Origin of the sequence: Burkholderia sp. 9779_493 (genome assembly GCF_015712215.1) — a bacterium.
In the GTDB taxonomy this organism is placed as follows: Bacteria; Pseudomonadota; Gammaproteobacteria; order Burkholderiales; family Burkholderiaceae; genus Burkholderia; species Burkholderia cenocepacia.
In genome coordinates this window covers 207,841-228,152 of the sequence record NZ_JACCQA010000002.1, presented here as the reverse complement: position 1 = coordinate 228,152, position 20,312 = coordinate 207,841, and the positions used below count along the sequence as shown (strand labels likewise).

The 20,312-nt window shown below is 66.3% G+C and carries 21 protein-coding genes and 1 pseudogene; 5 read left to right on the top strand and 17 right to left on the bottom strand.

Annotated elements, in window-relative coordinates; translation table 11 throughout:
* Positions 1-120 precede the first annotated feature (120 nt).
* The 8 genes from H0X95_RS02625 to mltG all read right to left on the bottom strand — a co-directional run bounded on the left by H0X95_RS02625 (position 121) and on the right by mltG (position 7,438).
* Positions 121-1,296 carry an AAA family ATPase gene (locus H0X95_RS02625; protein ID WP_006496371.1) on the bottom strand — a complete coding sequence of 392 codons (1,176 nt, stop codon included), beginning with the start codon at positions 1,294-1,296 and terminating at the stop codon, positions 121-123.
* A 43-nt stretch (positions 1,297-1,339) separates the two neighbouring features.
* Positions 1,340-2,512 (bottom strand): mechanosensitive ion channel family protein, encoded by a 1,173-nt coding sequence (locus H0X95_RS02620; protein ID WP_006485950.1) that lies wholly within the window; start codon positions 2,510-2,512, stop codon positions 1,340-1,342.
* Between the two features lie 89 nt (positions 2,513-2,601).
* Entirely contained in the window at positions 2,602-2,958 is a 357-nt protein-coding gene (locus tag H0X95_RS02615) for a Rap1a/Tai family immunity protein (protein WP_006485939.1), read from the bottom strand.
* Positions 2,959-3,076: 118 nt separating this feature from the next.
* On the bottom strand, positions 3,077-3,787 hold the full coding sequence (locus tag H0X95_RS02610) for an ankyrin repeat domain-containing protein (protein ID WP_006485954.1): 711 nt from the start codon (positions 3,785-3,787) through the stop codon (positions 3,077-3,079).
* Between the two features lie 43 nt (positions 3,788-3,830).
* Positions 3,831-4,610 (bottom strand): TatD family hydrolase, encoded by a 780-nt coding sequence (locus tag H0X95_RS02605; protein WP_059720652.1) that lies wholly within the window; start codon positions 4,608-4,610, stop codon positions 3,831-3,833.
* Between the two features lie 141 nt (positions 4,611-4,751).
* Entirely contained in the window at positions 4,752-5,780 is a 1,029-nt protein-coding gene (locus H0X95_RS02600; RefSeq protein WP_006496369.1) for a DNA polymerase III subunit delta', read from the bottom strand.
* Positions 5,781-5,798: 18 nt separating this feature from the next.
* Entirely contained in the window at positions 5,799-6,419 is a 621-nt protein-coding gene (gene tmk / locus H0X95_RS02595; RefSeq protein WP_006483888.1) for a dTMP kinase, read from the bottom strand.
* Positions 6,419-7,438 (bottom strand): endolytic transglycosylase MltG, encoded by a 1,020-nt coding sequence (gene mltG / locus H0X95_RS02590; protein ID WP_006496368.1) that lies wholly within the window; start codon positions 7,436-7,438, stop codon positions 6,419-6,421. The genes tmk and mltG overlap by 1 nt, the downstream gene beginning before the upstream one ends.
* Positions 7,439-7,515: 77 nt before the next feature.
* Between mltG and ygfZ the strand changes: the two genes are divergently transcribed.
* Positions 7,516-8,550, top strand: a complete 1,035-nt coding sequence (gene ygfZ, locus H0X95_RS02585; protein WP_048985910.1) for a CAF17-like 4Fe-4S cluster assembly/insertion protein YgfZ — start codon at positions 7,516-7,518, stop codon at positions 8,548-8,550.
* Between the two features lie 76 nt (positions 8,551-8,626).
* Positions 8,627-9,472, top strand: a complete 846-nt coding sequence (locus tag H0X95_RS02580; protein ID WP_034201626.1) for an NRDE family protein — start codon at positions 8,627-8,629, stop codon at positions 9,470-9,472.
* A 16-nt stretch (positions 9,473-9,488) separates the two neighbouring features.
* Here the strand turns inward: H0X95_RS02580 and H0X95_RS02575 are convergent, their stop codons facing one another.
* The 4 genes from H0X95_RS02575 to H0X95_RS02560 form a co-directional block, all read right to left on the bottom strand.
* On the bottom strand, positions 9,489-9,935 hold the full coding sequence (locus H0X95_RS02575; protein ID WP_059720653.1) for a GNAT family N-acetyltransferase: 447 nt from the start codon (positions 9,933-9,935) through the stop codon (positions 9,489-9,491).
* Positions 9,936-9,975: 40 nt separating this feature from the next.
* On the bottom strand, positions 9,976-10,935 hold the full coding sequence (locus tag H0X95_RS02570; RefSeq protein WP_059720654.1) for an alpha/beta hydrolase: 960 nt from the start codon (positions 10,933-10,935) through the stop codon (positions 9,976-9,978).
* A gap of 173 nt (positions 10,936-11,108) precedes the next feature.
* Positions 11,109-11,588 (bottom strand): PaaI family thioesterase, encoded by a 480-nt coding sequence (locus H0X95_RS02565; RefSeq protein ID WP_006483907.1) that lies wholly within the window; start codon positions 11,586-11,588, stop codon positions 11,109-11,111.
* On the bottom strand, positions 11,585-11,899 hold the full coding sequence (locus H0X95_RS02560; RefSeq protein WP_006483902.1) for a Dabb family protein: 315 nt from the start codon (positions 11,897-11,899) through the stop codon (positions 11,585-11,587). The genes H0X95_RS02565 and H0X95_RS02560 overlap by 4 nt, the downstream gene beginning before the upstream one ends.
* On the opposite strand from H0X95_RS02560, the gene H0X95_RS02555 reads away from it, so the two are divergent.
* Together H0X95_RS02555 and H0X95_RS02550 are read left to right on the top strand one after the other, a co-directional pair.
* On the top strand, positions 11,888-12,280 hold the full coding sequence (locus H0X95_RS02555; RefSeq protein WP_077190694.1) for an Arm DNA-binding domain-containing protein: 393 nt from the start codon (positions 11,888-11,890) through the stop codon (positions 12,278-12,280). The two genes, H0X95_RS02560 and H0X95_RS02555, sit on opposite strands and share 12 nt — an antisense overlap.
* Entirely contained in the window at positions 12,277-12,696 is a 420-nt protein-coding gene (locus tag H0X95_RS02550; protein WP_006496364.1) for a tyrosine-type recombinase/integrase, read from the top strand. Before H0X95_RS02555 ends, H0X95_RS02550 begins: the two co-directional genes overlap by 4 nt.
* Positions 12,697-12,865: 169 nt before the next feature.
* Here H0X95_RS02550 and H0X95_RS02545 read toward each other — a convergent pair whose 3' ends face one another.
* The 4 genes and pseudogenes from H0X95_RS02545 to H0X95_RS02535 form a co-directional block, all read right to left on the bottom strand.
* Entirely contained in the window at positions 12,866-13,681 is an 816-nt protein-coding gene (locus H0X95_RS02545) for a hypothetical protein (RefSeq protein ID WP_124674760.1), read from the bottom strand.
* 108 nt (positions 13,682-13,789) lie between these two features.
* Positions 13,790-14,209: pseudogene (locus tag H0X95_RS35865) on the bottom strand (phage baseplate assembly protein V); the annotation flags it as partial.
* 266 nt (positions 14,210-14,475) lie between these two features.
* The gene (locus tag H0X95_RS02540) at positions 14,476-15,210 is read right to left on the bottom strand and encodes a hypothetical protein (protein WP_154641140.1); all 735 of its coding nucleotides are present in this window, start codon (positions 15,208-15,210) and stop codon (positions 14,476-14,478) included.
* Positions 15,211-15,342: 132 nt separating this feature from the next.
* On the bottom strand, positions 15,343-15,738 hold the full coding sequence (locus tag H0X95_RS02535) for a RidA family protein (protein ID WP_058901539.1): 396 nt from the start codon (positions 15,736-15,738) through the stop codon (positions 15,343-15,345).
* Between the two features lie 703 nt (positions 15,739-16,441).
* Between H0X95_RS02535 and H0X95_RS02530 the strand changes: the two genes are divergently transcribed.
* Positions 16,442-18,583, top strand: a complete 2,142-nt coding sequence (locus H0X95_RS02530) for a hypothetical protein (RefSeq protein ID WP_048985870.1) — start codon at positions 16,442-16,444, stop codon at positions 18,581-18,583.
* Between the two features lie 91 nt (positions 18,584-18,674).
* On the opposite strand, the gene H0X95_RS02525 is transcribed toward H0X95_RS02530, so the two are convergent.
* Positions 18,675-20,075, bottom strand: coding sequence for a sensor domain-containing diguanylate cyclase (locus tag H0X95_RS02525; RefSeq protein ID WP_006483889.1), 1,401 nt, complete (start codon positions 20,073-20,075; stop codon positions 18,675-18,677).
* Positions 20,076-20,312: the final 237 nt, after the last annotated feature.

The window sequence follows — 20,312 nt, the reverse complement described above, 5'->3', positions numbered from 1 at the left end:
GGGGGTTGTTACAGACCGGATACATTCGACCGATCGGGCTCGCCGCGTCGCTCGGGCCCGGCTGGCGCGGATTCGGCGCGGCCGGGCGTCGAACACATGCCAACGATCGCGATCAGGCCGTCAACGCGACGGCCACTTCCATGCCGGCAGGTCGCGCGAGTCGGCATCGACGAGCGCGGTCGCGCCGAGCTGCTTGTCGAGCACCAGCGATTCGCAGCCCGCCTCGCGCTCGAGCGTCGCGATGAGCCGCGCCGCGTGCGACACGACCAGCACCTGCGAGCGCCGGGCGGCCTGCGCGATCAGGCGGCCGAGCGCCGGCAGCAGATCGGGATGCAGGCTCGTCTCCGGTTCGTTCAGCACCATCAGCGCCGGCGGCCGAGGCGTCAGCAGCGCGGCCGCGAGCAGCAGGTAGCGCAGCGTGCCGTCGGACAGCTCGGCCGCCGCCAGCGGCCGCAGCAGCCCCGGCTGGCGCATCAGCACGTCGAAGCGGCCACGGCCGCCCGGGTTGTCGATCTCCACCGACGCGCCGGGAAACGCGTCGTCGATCGCCGCGTCGAGCGCCGCCGCGTCGCCGATTTCGCGGATCGTCTGCAGCGCGGCGGCGAGGTCGGCCCCGTCGTCCGCGAGCACCGGCGTATGGGTGCCGATGTGCGACTGGCGCGCCGGCGCCTGCGCATCGGTCCGGAAATGGTCGTAAAAGCGCCACGAGCGGATCCGTTCGCGTACCGCGATCATCTCGGGCGCGCCGGTCGGATCGGCGAACTCGGTCATCATGCTGTCGAAGCTCGCGACCGGCTGCGGAATCGTCTGCCAGTCGCCCGATGCGGTACGCACGCGGATCTGCGCGCCCTGCCGGTCGACCAGCAGCGTGGACGGGCGCAGCAACGCGCCGCCCCAGACGCATTCGCGCTTGACCACCGGATCGAGCGCAAACTGCGAACTGCTCGGCAGCGGCAGGCCCAGATCGATCGAGTAGCCGAAATCGTCGCACGCAAAGCCGAGCTTCAGGCTCACCGGGCCCTTGCGCACCGTGCCCGTCACCGGCACGTCGCCGGCCAGCATCGCGCGCGAGAAACGCTCGGGGCCGGCCCACAACGTCGACGGCAAGCCACCCTCGCGGGCGAGCGACGGGATCACGCGGCCCTGCGCGGTGTCGGCGAGCAGCCGCAGCGCGCGGTACACGCTCGACTTGCCGCTGCCGTTCGGCCCCGTGACGACGTTGAGCGCCGCGAGCGGCACGATCAGCTCGCGCAGCGAGCGGTAATTGGCGATGGCGAGCGTCTTCAGCGCGGTCATGGAATTGGGCGACGGGGAATGGCAGGCAGGCGCCGGGCCGCGTTCAGCGGCCGTCGACGGCCTGCGGATCGGCCGCGGTGTTGGCCGCCGTGCTGGCCGCAGGCGACCGCGCGTGCGGCCGCTCGGGATTCGGCGCATCGGGCGCGGATTCGTGCGGATACAGCTCCATCCGGCTGCGCGGCAGGCATTGCGGATAACGGTCCTGCAGATAGGCGATCAATCCTTCGCGCACGCGGCAGCGCAGGTCCCAGCACGACGACGAATCGGCCGCGCTGACGAGCGCGCGCAACTGCATCGTGCGCTCCGTCGCGTCGGTCACCTGCAGCACCTGCACGCGGCCGTCCCATTCCGGCGCCGCGTGGACGAGCCGCGCGAGCTCCTCGCGCAGCGGCGCGAGCGGCGTACGGTAATCGACCGACAGGTAGACCGTGCCGATGATCTCCGCGCTGCTGCGCGTCCAGTTCGTGAACGGGTTCTCGATGATCCACTGCAGCGGCACGACGAGGCGCCGCTGGTCCCACAGCCGCACCGACACGAACGAACCGGTGATTTCCTCGATGCGCCCCCACTCGCCCTGGATCACGACCACGTCGTCGAGCCGGATCGGCTGCGTGAGCGCGATCTGCAACCCGGCAATCAGGTTGCCCAGCACCGGCCGCGCGGCGATACCGGCGACCAGCCCCGCGACACCGGCCGATGCCAGCAGGCTCGCGCCGATCTGGCGCACGTTCGGAAACGTCATCAGCGCGGCGCCGGTACCGATGATCACGATCAGCACCATCACGGTCCGTACGAGCACCTTGGCCTGCGTATGGACGCGTCGCGCGTGGAGGTTGTCGGCCGTATCGATCGGATGGGCCTGGATGATCGCGTCGCCGACGCCGGCCGCGAGCCGTACCAGCAGCCACGTGAGCGACACGATCGAGCCGACCGCCGCCGCGGTGCGCATGCCGCGCACGAACGACATGCCGTCGTCGGCCTGGACCCACACGAATTCGAGCGCCAGCAACGCCAGCACGACGAGCGACGGCTTGTCGATGTAGCGCAGGATCGCGCTCATCAGCGGATACGGCTGCGCGATGCGCTTGACGATGCGTGCGCCGAGGCGGTGCACGACCGTGACGACCAGTATCACGATGACCGACACGACCAGCGTGCCGAGCCACGAATGCAACGGCGCATCGGCGATGCGCTGCAGTTCCTCGATTGAAATCATCGGCGCCCTCGAGTGATGAAGCGCGCAGGCTTCGTCCTGGATGCGTCGGCGACGTCCGGGCCACGCACGCGCCCGGACACGGCGTCAGATCAGTTGCCGCTCCTGCAGGGAAACGCCTTGCCGAGACCGAGCGACACCGCGGTGCTCGCGTTGTAGTCGGCCAGCTTCGGATTTTCGGCGATGTACTTGCGCACCGCGTCCGTCATCTGTTGCGCCCGGATGTCGGGCGGCAGGCAGAAGTACTGGCCGACGCGCGGCCCCGTGGTGCCGCCGATCGCATCGATCGTGTTGTAGACGCCGTCGGCGGCGCCTTCGATATAGGCCGCGCACGACGCCCGCGACTTGACGTCCGTCTTCGCGCACAGCCGGTCGAGATCCGCGCCCGTGAAAGCCGCCGCCGACAACGGCACGGCAAACGCCGCGGCACAAAACATTGCGCGCAACATGGTGTTCCTTATGTCAATGCGGCCGGTGACCGCCTGCTGCGTTGGCCGGTGCGGCGCCGGCTGCCCTGCCGCGGCCGGAAGCCGGCCGGGCGGACAGGCGGCGCCGCACCAAAAACCGTTATTTTGCACTCTTTTGTGCATCTGCCGGCGTCGACGCACCGATACGCGTCGTCCGCTTGCTCAGGATCTCGATCGCGTCCGGCGCGTTGTAGTGCTTCGCGAACTCGAGCGCGGTGATGCCGAGCTGGTTCTTCACCTGCGGATCGGCGCCCTGGTCGAGCAGCAGCGTGACCGTCGACGCATGGTTGCCGCGCGCGGCCATCATCAGCGGCGTCGTGCCGTTCGGCGATGCGGTATCGATGTACGCGTCGTGGTCGAGCAGCACCTTGACGACCGCGTCCTGGCCGTTGGTCGCCGCGTAGTGCAGCGGCGCCCAGCCCTTCTTGCTGACTTCCGCGCCCTTGTCGATCAGCAGCTTGACGAGGCCGAGGTCGCCGTTCAGCGACGCGAGCATCAGCGCGTTTTCGCCGGCCTTGTCTTCCTTTTCGAGATCGACGTTCGGCGTCGTCGCGATCGCGGCCGCGACCTTGTCGGACTTCTCGCGCGCGGCGATCACGAGGATCGGGTCGCCGTTCGGCGCGAGCGTGTTCGGATCGAGCTTGCCGCTCTTGAGCTGCTTGCCGATATCGGCGATGTCGTCGAACTTGACGGCCTTGACGATCGCGTCGAGCGACTCGGCATGCGCGCCGGCGGCGGCGAACAGCCCGCTCGCGACGAATGCGGCCGCAACGAGTGCGCGTTTGGGCAGATGGTTGGTCGGCTTCGTCATTGTTGTGGGCTCCTTCCCTGGGTTGTCGGCTGCGCGCCCGTCGTTAGCGGGCGATCCTGAACAGCCGGAAAAAGTTCTGCGTCGTCGCATCCGCGAGCGCCTCGACGGCGATCCCGCGCTCGGATGCGATAAAGCGTCCGACATGGCTGACGTACGCAGGTTCATTCGGCTTGCCGCGATACGGCACCGGCGCGAGGTACGGCGAGTCGGTCTCGATCAGCAGCCGGTCGAGCGGCACGCGCCGCGCGACGTCCTGCACGTCGGTCGCGTTCTTGAACGTGACGATGCCCGACAGCGAGATATGGAAGTTCTGCGCGAGCGCCTGCTCGGCGACCGGCCACGGCTCGGTGAAGCAGTGCATCACGCCGCCCGGCACGTCCGCGCGCTCCTCGGCCATGATCCGCAGCGTGTCTTCCGACGACGAACGCGTATGGATGATCAGCGGCTTCATCGTCGCGGTCGCCGCGCGGATGTGCGTGCGAAAGCGGTCGCGCTGCCATTCCATGTCGGCGATCGAGCGGCCTTCGAGACGGTAATAGTCGAGGCCGGTTTCGCCGATCGCGACGACCTTCGGGTGCGCGGCCAGCTCGACGAGCTCCGCGAGCGTCGGCTCGCGCATGTCCTCGTGATCGGGATGCACGCCGACCGACGCGTACACGTTGTCGTGCGCTTCGGCGATCGCGAGCACGTCGGGCAGCGTCTCCAAATCGACCGACACGCACAGCGCGTGGGTGACGTCGTGCTCGCGCATGTTCTCGAGAACGGCCGGCAGGCGGTCGGCCAGGCCCTTGAAATTGATGTGGCAGTGAGAGTCGACGAACATCGTGTTTCCTGAATACGTGAGACGGACGCTCATGCGCCCGCCGGCATGCGGCAGCGGGCGACGTGGGCGGGCCGGCCGGCCACGGTCGTGCCGTCGCGTGATCCGTTCATCGTTTCGCAACCCATCGGAAACAATGCCGGATCAAGCAAACATTTCCCGATAGCCGAGAAACAATTCCTCGAATACGAGCCGCGCGTTGAGCGGATGGTTCTCGACGGTCCGCTGCCGCGTCACGGCTTTCATGAAGCGGGCGAATGCGTTCGCGTCGACCGCTTCCGCGCAGCGCGCCAGGGCCGCCGCGTGCATCGGGAAGTAGCGCGGCGCGCCGGCCATCCGCTGCGCGAGCACATCGTACAGCCAGCGTTGCAGCCAGCCGAGCACCAGCGGCACCGGCAGCTTCTGCAGCGTCTCGCCGCACGCGAACGGGTCGCAGGCCGCCCCGGCGGCCAGTTGCCCCAACGTGTAGTCGCGCAGCGGACGATTCTCGTCGCTCGCGAGCGCCAGCGCGGCGAGCGGCGCGCCGCCGGCTTCCGCGAGCAGCGCGCTGGCCTGGTCGACGCCCTGCGCCGCCAGCCACGCGGCGGCGGCCTCCGGTGCCGGCACGGTCATCGGCCACTGGCGGCAGCGGCTGATGATGGTCGGCAACAGGCGGTCGATGCGCGCCGACACGAGCAGGAACACGACGCCGGGCGGCGGCTCCTCCAGCGTTTTCAGCAGCGCGTTCGACGCGGCGACGTTGAGCGCTTCCGCCGGATACAGCACGACGACGCGCGCGCCGCCGCGGTGCGAGCCGACCCCGCAGAAGTCGAGCAGCGCGCGCACCTGCTCGATCTTGATTTCCTTGCTCGGCGCCCGGGTCTTCTTGCCGCCTTCGTCCGCGTCGGCCGGCTTCGCGTCGTCCGCGGCGCCCGGCGCCTCGCCCGCCAGCGCCTCGGGCAGCACGATCCGGTAGTCCGGGTGGTTGCCCTGCGAGAACCAGTTGCAGGCCGCGCAGGCGCCGCACGGCTCGCCGTTCGGCTGCGGCGATTCGCACAGGAAACCCTGCGCGAGATGCTGCGCGAACTGCAGCTTGCCGATCCCGGCCTGACCGTGCAGCAGCAGCGCATGCGGCCATTGCGCGCGCAGTTGCTGCAGGCGGTTCCAGTCGTCGGTTTGCCACGGATAGATCATGGGGTGCGTCCTTGCGGGTTACAGCGCGGCGAGCACGCGTTCGAGCTGCTGGCGAATCTCGGGAATCGATCGCGTCGCATCGACGATCGCGAAGCGGTGCGGCGCCTCTTCCGCGCGCCGCAGGTATTCGGCACGCGTACGCGAGAAGAACGCGTCGGACTCGCTTTCGAACTTGTCCGGCATGCGCGCGGCCCCGCGACGCTCGCTCGCGACCTGCGGCGCGACGTCGAACAGCACCGTGAGGTCGGGCTGGAAACCGCCCTGCACCCAGCGCTCGAGCGTCTCGAGCTTGTCGCGCGGCAGCCCGCGGCCGCCGCCCTGGTACGCGAAGGTCGCGTCGGTGAAGCGGTCGGACACGACCCAGTCGCCGCGCGCGAGCGCCGGCTCGATCACGAGCGCGAGGTGCTCGCGCCGCGCGGCGAACATCAGCAGCGCTTCCGTCTCGAGATCCATCGGCTGGTTCAGCAGGATCTCGCGCAGTTTCTCGCCGAGCTGCGTGCCGCCCGGCTCGCGGGTCACGACGACCTGCCGGCCGGCCGCAGCCAGCCGGCCCTGAAGGCGTTCGCAGAACCATGCCAGGTGGGTGGTCTTGCCCGCCCCGTCGATGCCCTCGAACGTGATGAATTTACCGCTCGCCATTATTGACCTCGTATGTATTTGTCCACGGCCTTGTTGTGGTCGCCGAGCGTGTCCGAGAACACGCTCGTGCCGTCGCCCTTCGCGACGAAATAGAGCGCGCTCGTCGGGGCCGGATTGATCGCCGCCTGCAGTGCGGCGACGCCCGGCAACGCGATCGGCGTGGGCGGCAGCCCGCGTCGGGTGTAGGTATTGTAAGGAGTGTCGGCCTGCAGGTCGCGCTTGCGCAGCCGGCCGTCGTACGCGTCGCCGAGCCCGTAGATCACGGACGGATCGGTCTGCAGCGGCATGCCGATGCGCAGCCGGTTCGCGAACACGGCCGCGACGAACGCGCGGTCGGCCGCGTGGCCGGTTTCCTTCTCGACGATCGACGCGATCGTCAGCATCTCGTAAGGCGTCTTGTACGGCAGCCCCGGCGTGCGCGCGGCCCATGCCTCGTCGATGCGCGTCTGCATCAGGCGATAGGCGCGCCGGTAGATGTTCAGGTCGCTCGTGCCCTTGTCGAACAGGTAGGTATCGGGGAAGAACAGCCCCTCGCCGCTGCCGCGCTGCACCACGCCGTCCGGCGCGCCGATCGCGCGCAGCAGCTCGGCGTCGCTCATGCCGGCCGTCGCGTGCGCCAGATCGGGATTCGCGTCGAGCTCCGCGCGCATCCGCTTGAAGGTCCAGCCCTCGATGACCGTCGCGACGTATTCGTTCACGTCGCCGCGCGCGATCTTCTGCAGCACGTCGTACGGCGTGATGCCGGTCTTGAATTCGTAATTGCCCGATTTGAGCCGGCTCGACAGCCCGAGCACGCGCGTCATCGCGACGAACGCGAACGGCTCGACCGGCACGCCGCCGCGCTTGAGCTGCAGCGCGACGCTCTTCACGCTGCTGCGCGGCTTGATCGTGACGTCGAGCGATGCCGAGCCCAGCAACAGCGGCCGGGTCGCCCAGTAATACCCGCCGCCCGCGCCGGCAGCGGCCACAACGACGGCCAGCGCCACGATCGTCGCGGCGCATTTCTTCAGTAGGGACATGGAAACGTGACTCAGGTAAGACCCATATAATACTTGCTCGCCTTCGTCAAAGTCAGGGTTGACTGTTCCCTCATTCCATGAGCACACCGTTCGCTTCACCGGCTGCCCAGGCCGCATCTGCCTCGCTCCCCGTTTTCCCCCGCCCGTCCGCCGCCGATTTCGATGCGCCGGGCGCCTGCATGCCGCTGCCGCAGTTCGGCGTGATCGACGTGGCCGGCGACGACGCCGCGACGTTCCTGCACAGCCAGCTCACCAACGACATCGAGCATCTCGATGCCGGCAGCGCGCGGCTGTCCGGGTACTGCTCGCCGAAGGGCCGCCTGCTCGCGTCGTTCCTCACGTGGCGCGCCGGCCACGGTGTGCGCCTGCTCGTGTCGAAGGACGTGCAGCCTGCCGTGCAGAAGCGGCTGTCGATGTTCGTGCTGCGCGCGAAGGCGAAGCTGACGGATGCGAACGACACGCTCGCGGTGGCCGGTTTCGCTGGCGACGTGCGCGACGCGCTGTCGGGCATCTTCGATGCGCTGCCCGATGGCGTACACGTGAAGGTCGACGGCCCGGCCGGCACGCTGATCCGCGTGCCGGATGCGGCCGGCCGCAAGCGCTATCTGTGGATCGGCCCGCGCGCCGAGGTCGACGCGCGCCTTGCCGCGCTCGCCGGCACGCTGCCGGTCGTGTCGCCTGCCGTGTGGGACTGGCTCGACGTGCGCGCGGGCGAGCCGCGCATCACGCAGCCGGCCGTCGAACAGTTCGTACCGCAAATGGTCAACTTCGACGTGATCGGCGCCGTTAACTTCAGGAAAGGGTGCTACCCGGGCCAGGAAGTGGTGGCGCGCAGCCAGTACCGCGGCACGATCAAGCGCCGCACCGCGCTCGCGCACGTCGCCGGCGAGACCGATACCGTGCATGCCGGCGTCGAGCTGTTCCACAGCGACGACCCGGGCCAGCCGTGCGGGATGATCGTCAACGCGGCGGCCGCGCCGGCGGGCGGCGTCGACGCACTGGTCGAGATCAAGCTCGCCGCGCTCGACAGCGGCACGGTGCACCTCGGTTCGGCCGACGGCCCGGCGCTCGCGTTCGACGCGCTGCCGTACGCGTGGCCGACCGAAGCGTGATGCACTGACAACCCGTTCGCGCGCCGGCTCGCGAGTCGCAGCCGGCGCCCGATGTTTCCTGCGAGAGATTCGCCCGATGTGTCTGATTGCCTTCGACTGGCAGCCTGATGCCGCCGCCGGTCCCGTCTTTACCCTCGCCGCCAATCGCGACGAGTTCTTCCGCCGGACCAGCGCGCCGCTCTCGTGGTGGGAGGACGTGCCGGGCGTACTGGCCGGCCGCGATCTCGAAGCCGGCGGCACGTGGCTCGGCGTATCGCGCGACGGCCGCTTCGCCGCGCTGACCAACTACCGCGCGCCGTTCGACATCCGCGCGGGCGCGCCGACCCGCGGCAAGCTGGTATCCGACTTTCTCGGCGGACCATCGGTCGCACCGCTCGACTATCTCGCGCAGCTGGCCGAGCATGCAGCCGTGTACAACGGCTTCAACCTGCTCGTCGGCGACTGGCGCCGGCGCGAACTCGCGTGGTTCTGCAACCGCGCGCCCGAGGGCGAAAGCCGTGTCGCCGCACCCGTCGCGATCGCGCCGGGCGTGCATGCGCTGTCGAATGCGCGGCTCGACACGCCCTGGCCCAAAGTGGTGCGCAAGCGCGCCGAGCTCGGCACGCTGCTCACCGACAATCCGACCCCGTCGCTCGACGAACTGATCGCGCTGATGCGCGACCCGCACGTCGCGGACGACGACGCGCTGCCGCACACGGGCATTCCGATCGAGCGCGAGCGCGCGCTGTCGGCCGCCTTCATCGAGACGCCCGAATACGGCACACGCGGCACCACCGCGCTGCGCGTAACGATGAAGGAAGGCGTGCGGCTGACGGTGGAGGTCAAGGAGCGCAGCGACGACGACGGCTCGCACCGCACCGTCCGGCCGGGCGCGTTCGAGCGCGCGTTCACATTCGATATCGACGCGACGCGGCCGCGCTGAACGCACGCGTTGCGCGCTACGGCGCGCGCGCCATCTCGACGTGCGGCACGCCGGCTTCGACGAACGGTTCGCCGACCGCCGCGAAGCCGTGCCGCAGATAGAACGACACCGCCGAATCCTGCGCGTACAGCCGCACGACGGCTTCGCCGCGGCGCCGCGCGGCATCCAGCAGCGCATTCAGCACGGCCGACCCGACGCCCTGCCCGCGCATGTCGGCCAGCACCGCGACGCGGCCGATCGTGCCGGACGGCAGCAACCGCCCCGTCGCGACCGCGCGGCGCAACCCGGTCGCCGCGTCGGTCCGGTACGCGACCGCATGCAGCGACAGCGGATCGTCGTCGTCGAGCGCCCATTCCGGCGGAATCTGCTGCTCGCGCACGAATACCGCGTCGCGGATCCTGGCTGCGTCGCCGCCCAGTACCGTCCAGTCGCCCGTTTCCACTCCGCCCACGCCGTTCGTCATCGCAGTCCTCCCACGGCGTGCGGCCTTCGGCCGCCCGCCGTCAAACCTCGTCGAATGCAGCCTTCAGCGCCGCGACCGCATCGGCATGCGCGGCCCGCACCTCCGGCACGTAGCCGCCCATCTTGAAGAATTCGTGGATCATCCCCGGATAGCGGACCAGCGTGACCGCGTTGCCGGCCGCGCGCAACTTGTCCGCGTACGCGGCGCCCTCGTCGCTCAGCGGATCGTATTCGGCCGTCGCGATCCACGCCGGCGCAACACCCGCGAACGACGGCGCATCGCGCGTGCCGTCGAGCGGCGCGAACCGCCAGTCGTCGCGATCCGCCCGATCGCGCACGTATTGCGCGAAGAACCACTGGATCGTGTCCTGCGTCAGCAGGTAGCCGTTGGCGAGCCGCGCGTGCGATTCGGTGTCCTGGTAGCCCGTCACGCCCGGATAGATCAGCATCTGCAGCGCAAGGCGAATGCCCGCGTCGCGCGCGAGCACCGCGCAGACCGTCGCGAGCGTCCCGCCCGCACTGTCGCCGCCGACCGCCAACCGCGCGGCGTCGATGCCGAATGCGGCGGCCTCGCGATGCAGCCATTGCAACGCGTCGTCCGCATCGTTCACCGCGGTCGGAAATTGGTGTTCGGGCGCGAGCCGGTAACCGACCGACAGCACCGCGCATTGCGCATCGTGCGCGAACATCCGGCACAGCGCATCGTGCGTGTCGACGCTGCCGACCGTGAAACCGCCGCCGTGGTAGTACACGAGCGCGGGCAGCGGTTCCGCCAGGCTCGGCGCGACCGGTGAATACAGCCGCGCACCGATCGTGCGGCCGTCGCGCGTCGGCACGACGCACGCCTCCACCGAATGCATCGGCGCCGGCGCGACGTCGAGGATCGGCGCGCTCTTCTCGTACGCGGCGCGCGCCTGCTGCGGCGTCTGATGGTGATACGACGGACGTTTCGCGCGCTCGATCATGTCGAGCACCTGGGCGATCTTCGGATTCAGCGGCATCGGTATGGACGGCGCCGGCGTGGCGCCGTGAACGGACAAAGCGGACAAGCGTGACATGATGCCACGCGGCGGCCGGACCGGCGTACGCGCCGCGCCGTGTGCCGCCATCCCGTGCTGCCAAACAAAACGGCCCTGCCTCATCGAAGAGACAGGGCCGTGCATGGCCGGTGCGCTTACGCGTCGCTCGGGCCCGGCTGGGCGTCCGGCGCGGTGCGCGAACGTTGCCGCTTGATGTCGCGGCCGACCGCGAGCCGCCGCATGTACTTGAACGTGCCGAGCGCCTTCGCAACGAAATTGCCGTCGCTGTCGCGCACTTCGCCTTCGCAGTAGGCCATCGTCGTCGAGCGGTGCATCACGCGCCCGTAAGCGCGCAGTTCGCCGCGCCCCGGCTGCATGAAATTCACCTTCATCTCGACCGTGACGACGCCGACGCCGTCGTCGGTCAGGCTGCGCGCCGCCATCGCGAGCGCGATATCGGCGAGCGTCATCGTCACGCCGCCGTGCGCGATGCTCCACGTGTTCATGTGCCGCTCCTCGAGCGGCAGCACGATCTCGCTCGCGCCATCCTTCGCGGACACCAGTTGCACGCCGAGCAGATCGACGAACGGGCTTTCGATCGACGGGCCTTCCGTCGGGGTTGCCGCGTCGCTCATCGTGCGTTGTCGACGATGTAGTCGACACATTCGCGCGATTCGGCCACCGCGACGACGAATTTCTTCACTTCCTGGTGAACCGGATGCACCTGGTACGCGTCGAGCGCGGCCTTGTCGGCGAAATCGGAGACGAGCACGATGTCGGCGGTCGCATCGAGGCCGGGCGTCGCCACGCCGACGTCGATCTGCAGGGTGCCCGGCACGAGGTCGCGGCAGCCTTCGAGCTTTTCCTTCAGCTTCAGCGCGTTCTGCGCACGCGTCGCGCCTTCGGCCGATTCCTTCAACTTCCACATGACGATATGTCTGATCACTTCGGTTGCTCCTGTTCGTGCTCGTTCGAAAATTTGCCGCAAACCCTTGCCAGTCGGCCGCTTTATGCCTTTCCACTGTTCGCTTACGTTCGCCGGAAATCGTGTCCAGCTGACAAAAAAAGGGGGTATAAGGGGGTACCATTTCGACCGTCCCGAGACGATACCCCCTTTTTCACCGCGCCACTTACCGACATCAAGATCCGACAAGCGAAGGCAGGCGACAAGCCTACCAAACTTACCGATGGCAATGGACTGTATCTGTTAGTAAAACCATCCGGCTCCAAACTCTGGCGATACAAGTACCGAATTGCCGGAAAGGAGAATCTCTTCGCGATCGGCGAATATCCGACGATCAGCCTTCAAGACGCACGCAGCGCGTGACGACGCCCGTGAACTCGTCAAGAAGGGACTGGCATCCGTCACATGCGCGGCAGGAAGTGCTGTCGGCGCGTATCAACGAAGGCAAAGCAACTTTTCGCGCAGTCAGCGACGAGTGGCTGGGGAAGAAGCGGAAGACTTGGACCGAGCGGCACTTTGGCGAGATTCTGCGCATGCTCGAAGCCGATGCGTACCCGTACATCGGGAGCCGCCCCATGCGGTCAGTTACCGCTCATGACGTGCTTGCTTTGATGCGGCGGGTTGAAGAGCGCGGCTCCCCTTCCGTAGCGATCAAACTGCGCCAGTACGTGTCCAACGTGTTCCAGTATGCGGTGATCACGCTGCGAGCCGATACAGATCCCGCATCGGTGCTGTGTGGCTCGGTCCTGAACCTCCGACGGAGAATGCTCGGGCGTTGAGCCGTGAAGAACTGAAGAGGCTTTTTCGCCAGCTTCCTACCTACAAGAGCAGACGAACCGCGATTGCGATTCGATTCCCCGCCTTGCTGTGCGTCTTTCGCCATATCGCTCTCTAGAAATGAAAAGCCCCGCTCGTGGCGGGGCAAAGTTATTGACCAAGCAGGCCGGCTCAACGGGGTAGAGCCTGATCGAAATTCGGTCGCTCGACTGTCCTGATTTCTGCGCCATCAAGAGGCATTTGTACGGTATTACGTTCGTAGTAGAGCGCAACGTGTGTCGCTGACTGTGCAACGATGTAACCACGCACAACTTCCTTTCCGCTTTTGATTACTATCTGACATCGCGCTTCAGACACCCAGCATCCACGGTCAAAATCTCGCATCTGATCCGTGGCGACGCCGTTTCCCGCGGATTCGCCGATTACGGAAGGAATTGCCATCACTGTAGGAACGGACATTCCGAGAATCGAGCCAATCCCGACAGTCGTCCATATCCAAAACACGATAGTGAAGAATCGAACTACGATCGGCCAGAGCTTTATAGACCTTGTCGTTCCGTCTGCCCGCCTACTTGCGCGCTCGACCGCCCAAAGCAATCCTTTTTCAATCAAGACCCAAACGGCAACACCGAACAGAATCATTGCCACGAATTTCAGGATTGGAACCGTATTCTCGGTGAGCCAGGCCTGTACATTTGCGACCGTGTTTAGAGCGCCGTATAGCGACAGTACAAGATGCCGCGCCTTATCGATTGGGAACGCAGTAGGCTCAATCGAAAATTTCGCTAGATACGCGTTGTAATATGCATCGCCCAAGGAATACGCCACACCTAGCGACACCAAACCGACTATCGATACGATCACCGGCCACGGCCAATCGAGCATGGACTTCGGCTCGGGCAGCTTTCCGAGATCACTCTCGCGTCGTTCCACGGAGTGCTTCCCGTCCGTTTTCTCTGATTTTTGGTCCGACTCAACCGTGCTCATGCAAGCGCCCCGTTTCGCGAATATTGTTTCCAGCACAGCAAAATGCTGCGAAGAAAAGCTACATCACTTCGCGGCACGCGAGCACCTGACAAATCTGTCAGCTTGATCCTAGATTGGCTTACTTACCAACTCTCCATCACCCTGCTCCCGATGACGGTGCTGGCTGATTTACCGGTCGTAATAACATCGTCGGCGAATTCCGCACCGCCCACTACCTTCATCGCGACACCGTCACCGTCGCCCGGCTTGCCCTACATGCCTCCGTTGAACGTCAGCAGTTGTTCGGTCGTCGTGTTCCCTGTGAACGTTGAGTCAGGAACATCCGCCAGCAGCTTCGCTGCTGCGTAGTGTTGCGCCGTCCGCCTTCAGCTCGAACTCCGTGCCACCGATGCGGAACACGATTCGACCACCGGCCGGCACCGGCAGCACGTATTCATGGCTCGCATGGTTGTACTGCTCGAATGCGCCGTCCGGGAAGTCGGTCGCGGTCTCGTCAGGACTCGACCGCCCGGATCCGCCGTCACGTTTCTTTTCCGAAACACATCTCGACAGAAATCGTCTCGCAGTTCAAAACGGGTTTCGATTGCCTGCTCGAGCGCCAAGCGGCGGATGGAGATTTGCCCCTGAAACCGGCGTCCTTGGTACAACGACGGGGAGAGTCTGGACCGTGCCCCGCCGACCCCGAGTACGCTCCCGCGCTGGTCGACCCGGTTCACGTTTCGGCGCCCCAATGCAAAAGCCCCGAGCGCTCTCGCACCCAGGGCTTTGACAGCGTCACATCCGATCACGCCGGACTAGTCCCAAAACAGGTTCTCGAATGGCGTAAACCACCCGTACGTATCTGCGCCGACCACGACTTTCCCGCCGTACACACCGTAGCAGACGTCCTTGCCATCCACTTTCCCCACCACGGGCGCGCCACTGTCACCTGGTTGGGTCCGAGCCTCTCCGTCCAGGTTGAGCAGGACGACATTCTTGACTTGATCGTTGGTGTCCGGCACCGTGATATCGACATCTGTCCCGGCAACCGAGCAATTCACGAGACCAGAGAACGCACCCTGCAACCACAAACGCTGGTCCTTCGTGGGACGCACGTCTGAACCGAACGCCACCTGTTTTATACCGCTGTCCGTCCATATCTCGTTGGGCGTTGCGTCGACTCCCGACGATACCTTCACGATGGCGATATCCTGGTTGTCCTCCAGGAAGTTTTCAAGCAGGTCACCCACCGGGTTTGCGTCATCGGGCTGCCCCACCCTCGCATCTCCCTTTCCGAACACATGGCCCGCCGTCACAAAGCACATGTTGCCGTTGTATTTCACGACCAAACCTAAAGTGCCAATCTTGCTGCGGGTCACAATTTTGATCCCGCCGACCAAAGGACGAACTTTGAGATTGTTTGTAGGCATCACGGGCTCCACCAACGAGTGAAAAAAGCGATCGATAATTGCCGGATGACTATCAAGAACGTTGAAACGCGACGCTCGTGAACCCTGAAACAGGAGCCTGGGGCGCCAAAGGCGGATCATGGGCAACAACCGCAGGTGTCTCGCTCGAGACCGGACTGATGCAACCTGGTTTCACAACGCAACTGGTGGCCGATAAAGAAAAAGGCACGTAGCGAGCGTGCCGGCGATGCAATGGCTGCGACTGCCGAACGATCAATCGACGACCGCGATCGCATCCACTTCGATCAGATAACCGGGCGACAGCGCGGCCACGCCGAGCACCACGTCCGCGGGCTTGTGATCGCCGAACAGCGCCACCCGGGCGCTTTCGATGATCGGCAAGCATGCATCGCGCTCGTAGTTCACGACGTAGATGGTGATCCTCGCGACCTGCTCGGGCCGCGCACCGGCAGCGGCAAGGGCGCGACCGAGATTGCCGAATACCTGACGCGCCTGGGCCGCGAGATCACCGTGGCCCACCAGCTTGCCGTCGATGTCCTCGGGCTCCTGGCCCGAGATGAATACCATCTTGCTTCCCGTCGCAACGACGACCTGCGTGTACGTTTGCGGTGTGGGCAGATCCTTGGGATTGATGCATTCGAGCGTCATTGACGAGTCTCCTGCGATGATCACATGCCAGCATCCCGACAGGGTTGTCGGAACCATCCGATGCTAGCAGACGTCGCAGTTCTTTCCGCTTTCGTCAGCGATCCGTCGTCGTGGAAAGCATGCGCAGGAACGCGGCTTGCTCGGCTTCGTGCGCGCCGTTTCAGCATGTCGGCATGTCACGGCATTGACCGACACCACGCGGCGATTCGTTCGCTGTCCGGCAACAATCGCCGGCGTGGCACGCCATTGCCGATTGTTTCGCCCTCGAATAGCTGCAGCACATTAATCGGCATCCATTAAATCGCACATTTTACCGGGGCGGCGGGTAATAATTGCGACCACTTTTCAATTCAATATTCAAAAACCAAAACATTATTGACTTCGGCTTTCCCGCAAATTTAGAATCGCCTACGACGGCTTACGCATCATTTTCTGCGCCGCCCCGGATTCGCCACCGCCCGCGCGAAGGCCCGTCGCATAGCCTTTCCCGCGGGACATCGACGCGCACCCCTGTGGTTTTCAGCTTTCGGCATTATCGGCCACTCGGTTATTTGCCAACCCATTTTCCTTTCGACGAATCGCAACGCCTCGATTAATTCCCGCCATTCGCCAGAATGAATACAAGACGGGATCAAACGGACCCAAGATCCGCCGATTAGAACATCCGGATAAAAAATCGCCAGTCATCAGGAGGGACATCAACATGCATCGCCTTGCGAAGTCGCTGTGTCTCGGGCTCGTCTGTGCCGGCCTGCTGTCGGCCTGCAACGACGACGACGTCCAGTCGAACACCCCGCCATCGAACACCGCCGCGTTGTCGTTCCGCATGGATACCGGCGGCCAGATCAACGCGTTCTACCGGCAGGACAAGGTCGCCGCGCACCTGCTGGTGCGCTCGTCGACGAAGCCGCGCCTGCTGGTGGTCTTCCCCGCCGGCAACAGCGGCACCGGACTATGGTTCGACGACACCGCGCAGCCGGTAAACTGGAGCCTCGACACGCCGCCGTCCGCGCTGTCGGCCCCGGACACGCATGGCCGCCCGCTGTACGGCATCGGCGCCGACGTGTCGGTCGACACCACGTCGCTGACGATCCGCCAGGGCGTGCTCAGCAACGTGCGCTTCCTGCGCGACTTCAACGGCGGCGCCACGATTCCGCCGCAGATCCTCACCGCGCCGACGGTCCAGGGCAGCACCGCGCAATGGCAACGCGACCGCATCGACGGCGCACCGGGCTATGCGCTGCGCATCACGCTGCGCGACGGCGGCAGCATCGCGCCGGCTGCGGGTGGCAAGCTGGTGCTGAACGCGCCGGCGGGCGCACGCACGCTGAAGCTGCACATCGATGCGCTGTCGGGCGAGACGCCGCTGTCGCCGATCACGCACGCCGACCTGTTCGCGCCGTCCGTGAATCCCGACCCGGTCAGCCAGAACGTGCTCGAATTCCTGAGCTTCAACGACAAGCTGCTGGCCGGTTCGTGGCAATACGACACATACTTCGGCCGCGACACGCTGATTTCGGTCCGCATGCTGATGCCCGTGCTCGAACCCGCGGCGATCGAGGCCGGCCTGTCGTCGGTGCTCAGCCGCCTGTCGGCGGACGGCAAGGTCGCGCACGAGGAAGGCATCGGCGAATTCGCGCTGATCGACAACCAGAAGAACGGGCGGCCTAACGATGCGACGCCGACCTACGACTACAAGATGATCGACAGCGACTACCTGCTCGCGCCGATCGCGGCCGCGTGGCTGATCGACGATACGCGCGGCCAGGCCCGCGCTGCCGCGTATCTGGCGCAGCGCGGCAGCGATGGGCAGACCAACGGCAGCCGCCTCGTCGTCAATCTGCTGCACGTCGCGACGACCGCGCAGCCGTTCGCGCAGCAGCCGTCGGTCGCGAACCTGATCCACCTGCGGCCCGGCGAAATCGTCGGCAACTGGCGCGACAGCACCGATGGCCTCGGCGGCGGCGTCTACCCGTACGACGTGAACGCGGTGCTCGTGCCGGCCGCGCTGCGCGCGGCGAACGCGTTCCTCGCCCGCGGCCTGCTCGATCCGTACCTCGATGCCGGGCAGCGTGCGACGCTCGCCAACACGGCGAATCAGGCGGCCACCTGGGAAACGCAGGCGCCGCCGCTGTTCCAGGTCAGTGTGCCGGCCGCACAGGCGGCCACCGACGTGTCGGCCTATGCACCGTCTGCCGGCGTGCCGGCCGGCGCCGCGCCCAACGCCCCGCTGGCCTTCTACGCGCTGTCGCTCGATCAGCAGGGCAACCCGATTCCGGTGATGAATTCGGACGGCGGCTTCGCGCTGCTGTTCGGCACGCCGCCGGACGATCAGCTCCAGCGGATCGTCAGCGACGTCACGCGGCCGTTCCCGACCGGGCTCGTGACCGATGCCGGGATGCTGATCGCGAACCCCGCGTATGCAAGCCAGACGCTGTGGCCGAAGTTCACGAGCTCCGCGTATCACGGCACGGTGATCTGGTCGTGGCAGCAGGCGATGTGGGTGGCCGGGCTCGATCGCCAGCTCGCGCGTCAGGACCTGTCGGCCACGACCCGCACGCTGCTCACGCAAGCGCGGCAGACGATCTGGCAGGTGATCTCGAACGGGCGCGACATGCGCACGTCGGAAATGTGGACGTGGTCGTACGTGAACGGCAAGTACCAGACCGACGCATTCGGCACGCGCAGCGCCGATGCGACCGAAGCCAACGCGGCGCAGCTCTGGAGTACGACGTATCTCGCGATCCGCGATCCGCAGCAGCGCGCGGGCAAGTACTGGTGGCAGGCGTCGCAGCCGACGCAGGACGCACAGCCGAAACAGGCGACGGCGGTGGCGGCGCGCTAGCGCGTCGCCGCACGCATACCGAGGGGCAACGGCATCGGCATGCAAAAAACCCGGCGGCACGCCCGCCGCCGGGACGTCGAAGGAATCCGGATCACCGCGACACCACGCGATTCCGCCCTTCCCGCTTCGCCTGGTACAGCCGCTCGTCGACCACCCGCAGCAGCGTATCGACCGTGCTGCCGTCGACCCCGTACTGCGCGACGCCGACGCTGACCGTCACCTGCACGCGCTTGAAGTCGAGCCCGAACGGCGAACTCGAGATCGACGAACGCACGCGCTCGGCCGTCATCCGCGCACCTTCGAGCGGCATCTCGGGCAACAGCGCCATGAATTCCTCGCCGCCGACCCGCGCGAGCGCGCCCGCCGGACGAATCGCCTCGAGGCACTGGCGCACGACGCCGCGCAGCACCTCGTCGCCGATCTGGTGCCCGTACGCATCGTTGATGTTCTTGAAATTGTCGAGATCGAGCGCGAGCAGGCAGAACGGCGTGCCGTCGCGCTCGGCCCGCACGATCTCGCGCTCGACTTGCGCGATGAACTGCCGGCGGTTCGACGCGCCCGTCATCGGATCGGTCGCGGCCATGTATTCGAGCTTCTGGTTCGTGCGCCGCAGCTCCTGCAGCGCGCTTTCGGTGCGCGCCATCGATTCCGACAGCCGGCTCATCAGGTCTTCCTGGCTGTAGATCGCCGAGAACGAGCGCGTCGTCTGCAGCGCCTGCACGACGCCGTAACTGAGCAGGAAGAATCCGCCCGCGAAGATCGCATGCGCGAGCCACCACATGTGATTCCACGGCTTGCCGAGGATGAACGCGAGCGACGACAGCGCGAACGCCATGATCGACACGCCGTAGATCACCATCAGCGGCGAGCGGATCCGCCGCGCGAGCAGCAGGCACACGTTCAGCAGCGAAAACACCAGCGCGCCGCCTTCCATCGACAGCCGCGTGCCCGGCGCGCCGGCGACCGGCGAATAGGCGATGTACGCGACCGCCACGTTGACGATCAGGAAGAACACGATCCACGGCAGCCAGGTGCGCACGCTCGTGCGCTTGTCGAGCCGGTCGGGCGGCCGCGAATACGACAGCAGGCCCGTGAGCAGCAGCGCCGACATCACGAACCGCGACGCGGGCCCGTACAGCAGGAACAGCCAGATATTGTGGTGCGCCATCCCGGTGAACGCCCCGTGCAGCGCATAGATCATCGCGAAGCCGAGGAAGCCGAGCGTGAGCCAGCGCAACAGCGGCTCGCCGGACGACCGGTAGCACACCCACGTCACGTAGGTGACGAACGCGCCTTCGACCGTCGCCGCCGCGATCGCGATTTCATGGAAAGCGTGGCTCTCGAACACGACGCCCGGGTCGCTGAAGAACCACAGATAGGCAATCAGATAGGCGGGCAGCAACGCGAATCCGACCAGCAGGCATTTCGCGTAGAGCCTCGCGGCCGCGCTGACGACGCGCGGCGGTTCCCCGGCTGCATAGGTCGTACTCATTCGGTCCCCGGTCGGTCTGCTGCGTTGGTTCGATTCTTCGCGGCACGGATCGCACGACGCACGATCTGGCCCATCGTGCCGAAAGGCAAATGTCAGAGCAAGTATAGGTGGGGCAATTCGTTTGACAAGTCAGGGGAAACGGCATTGCCGGGTGCATGCCTTTTACTTCCCGATCGTTGCGAATGGCGCGTGCGCCGCGCCTATTCACCACGGCGGCGGGCGGTGACGCGAAAGCGC

Bases quoted from the DNA above. Each gene is read 5' to 3' on its own strand.
- H0X95_RS02555 (WP_077190694.1), top strand. From the start codon at position 11,888: ATGTCTGATCACTTCGGTTGCTCCTGTTCGTGCTCGTTCGAAAATTTG.
- H0X95_RS02570 (WP_059720654.1), bottom strand. From the start codon at position 10,935: ATGCCGCTGAATCCGAAGATCGCCCAGGTGCTCGACATGATCGAGCGC.
- H0X95_RS02530 (WP_048985870.1), top strand. From the start codon at position 16,442: ATGCATCGCCTTGCGAAGTCGCTGTGTCTCGGGCTCGTCTGTGCCGGC.
- H0X95_RS02565 (WP_006483907.1), bottom strand. From the start codon at position 11,588: ATGAGCGACGCGGCAACCCCGACGGAAGGCCCGTCGATCGAAAGCCCG.
- H0X95_RS02620 (WP_006485950.1), bottom strand. From the start codon at position 2,512: ATGATTTCAATCGAGGAACTGCAGCGCATCGCCGATGCGCCGTTGCAT.
- H0X95_RS02535 (WP_058901539.1), bottom strand. From the start codon at position 15,738: ATGACGCTCGAATGCATCAATCCCAAGGATCTGCCCACACCGCAAACG.
- H0X95_RS02625 (WP_006496371.1), bottom strand. From the start codon at position 1,296: ATGACCGCGCTGAAGACGCTCGCCATCGCCAATTACCGCTCGCTGCGC.
- H0X95_RS02615 (WP_006485939.1), bottom strand. From the start codon at position 2,958: ATGTTGCGCGCAATGTTTTGTGCCGCGGCGTTTGCCGTGCCGTTGTCG.
- H0X95_RS02580 (WP_034201626.1), top strand. From the start codon at position 8,627: ATGTGTCTGATTGCCTTCGACTGGCAGCCTGATGCCGCCGCCGGTCCC.
- H0X95_RS02525 (WP_006483889.1), bottom strand. From the start codon at position 20,075: ATGAGTACGACCTATGCAGCCGGGGAACCGCCGCGCGTCGTCAGCGCG.
- mltG (WP_006496368.1), bottom strand. From the start codon at position 7,438: ATGTCCCTACTGAAGAAATGCGCCGCGACGATCGTGGCGCTGGCCGTC.
- H0X95_RS02610 (WP_006485954.1), bottom strand. From the start codon at position 3,787: ATGACGAAGCCGACCAACCATCTGCCCAAACGCGCACTCGTTGCGGCC.
- H0X95_RS02540 (WP_154641140.1), bottom strand. From the start codon at position 15,210: ATGATCCGCCTTTGGCGCCCCAGGCTCCTGTTTCAGGGTTCACGAGCG.
- H0X95_RS02605 (WP_059720652.1), bottom strand. From the start codon at position 4,610: ATGTTCGTCGACTCTCACTGCCACATCAATTTCAAGGGCCTGGCCGAC.
- ygfZ (WP_048985910.1), top strand. From the start codon at position 7,516: ATGAGCACACCGTTCGCTTCACCGGCTGCCCAGGCCGCATCTGCCTCG.
- H0X95_RS02575 (WP_059720653.1), bottom strand. From the start codon at position 9,935: ATGACGAACGGCGTGGGCGGAGTGGAAACGGGCGACTGGACGGTACTG.
- tmk (WP_006483888.1), bottom strand. From the start codon at position 6,419: ATGGCGAGCGGTAAATTCATCACGTTCGAGGGCATCGACGGGGCGGGC.
- H0X95_RS02545 (WP_124674760.1), bottom strand. From the start codon at position 13,681: ATGAGCACGGTTGAGTCGGACCAAAAATCAGAGAAAACGGACGGGAAG.
- H0X95_RS02600 (WP_006496369.1), bottom strand. From the start codon at position 5,780: ATGATCTATCCGTGGCAAACCGACGACTGGAACCGCCTGCAGCAACTG.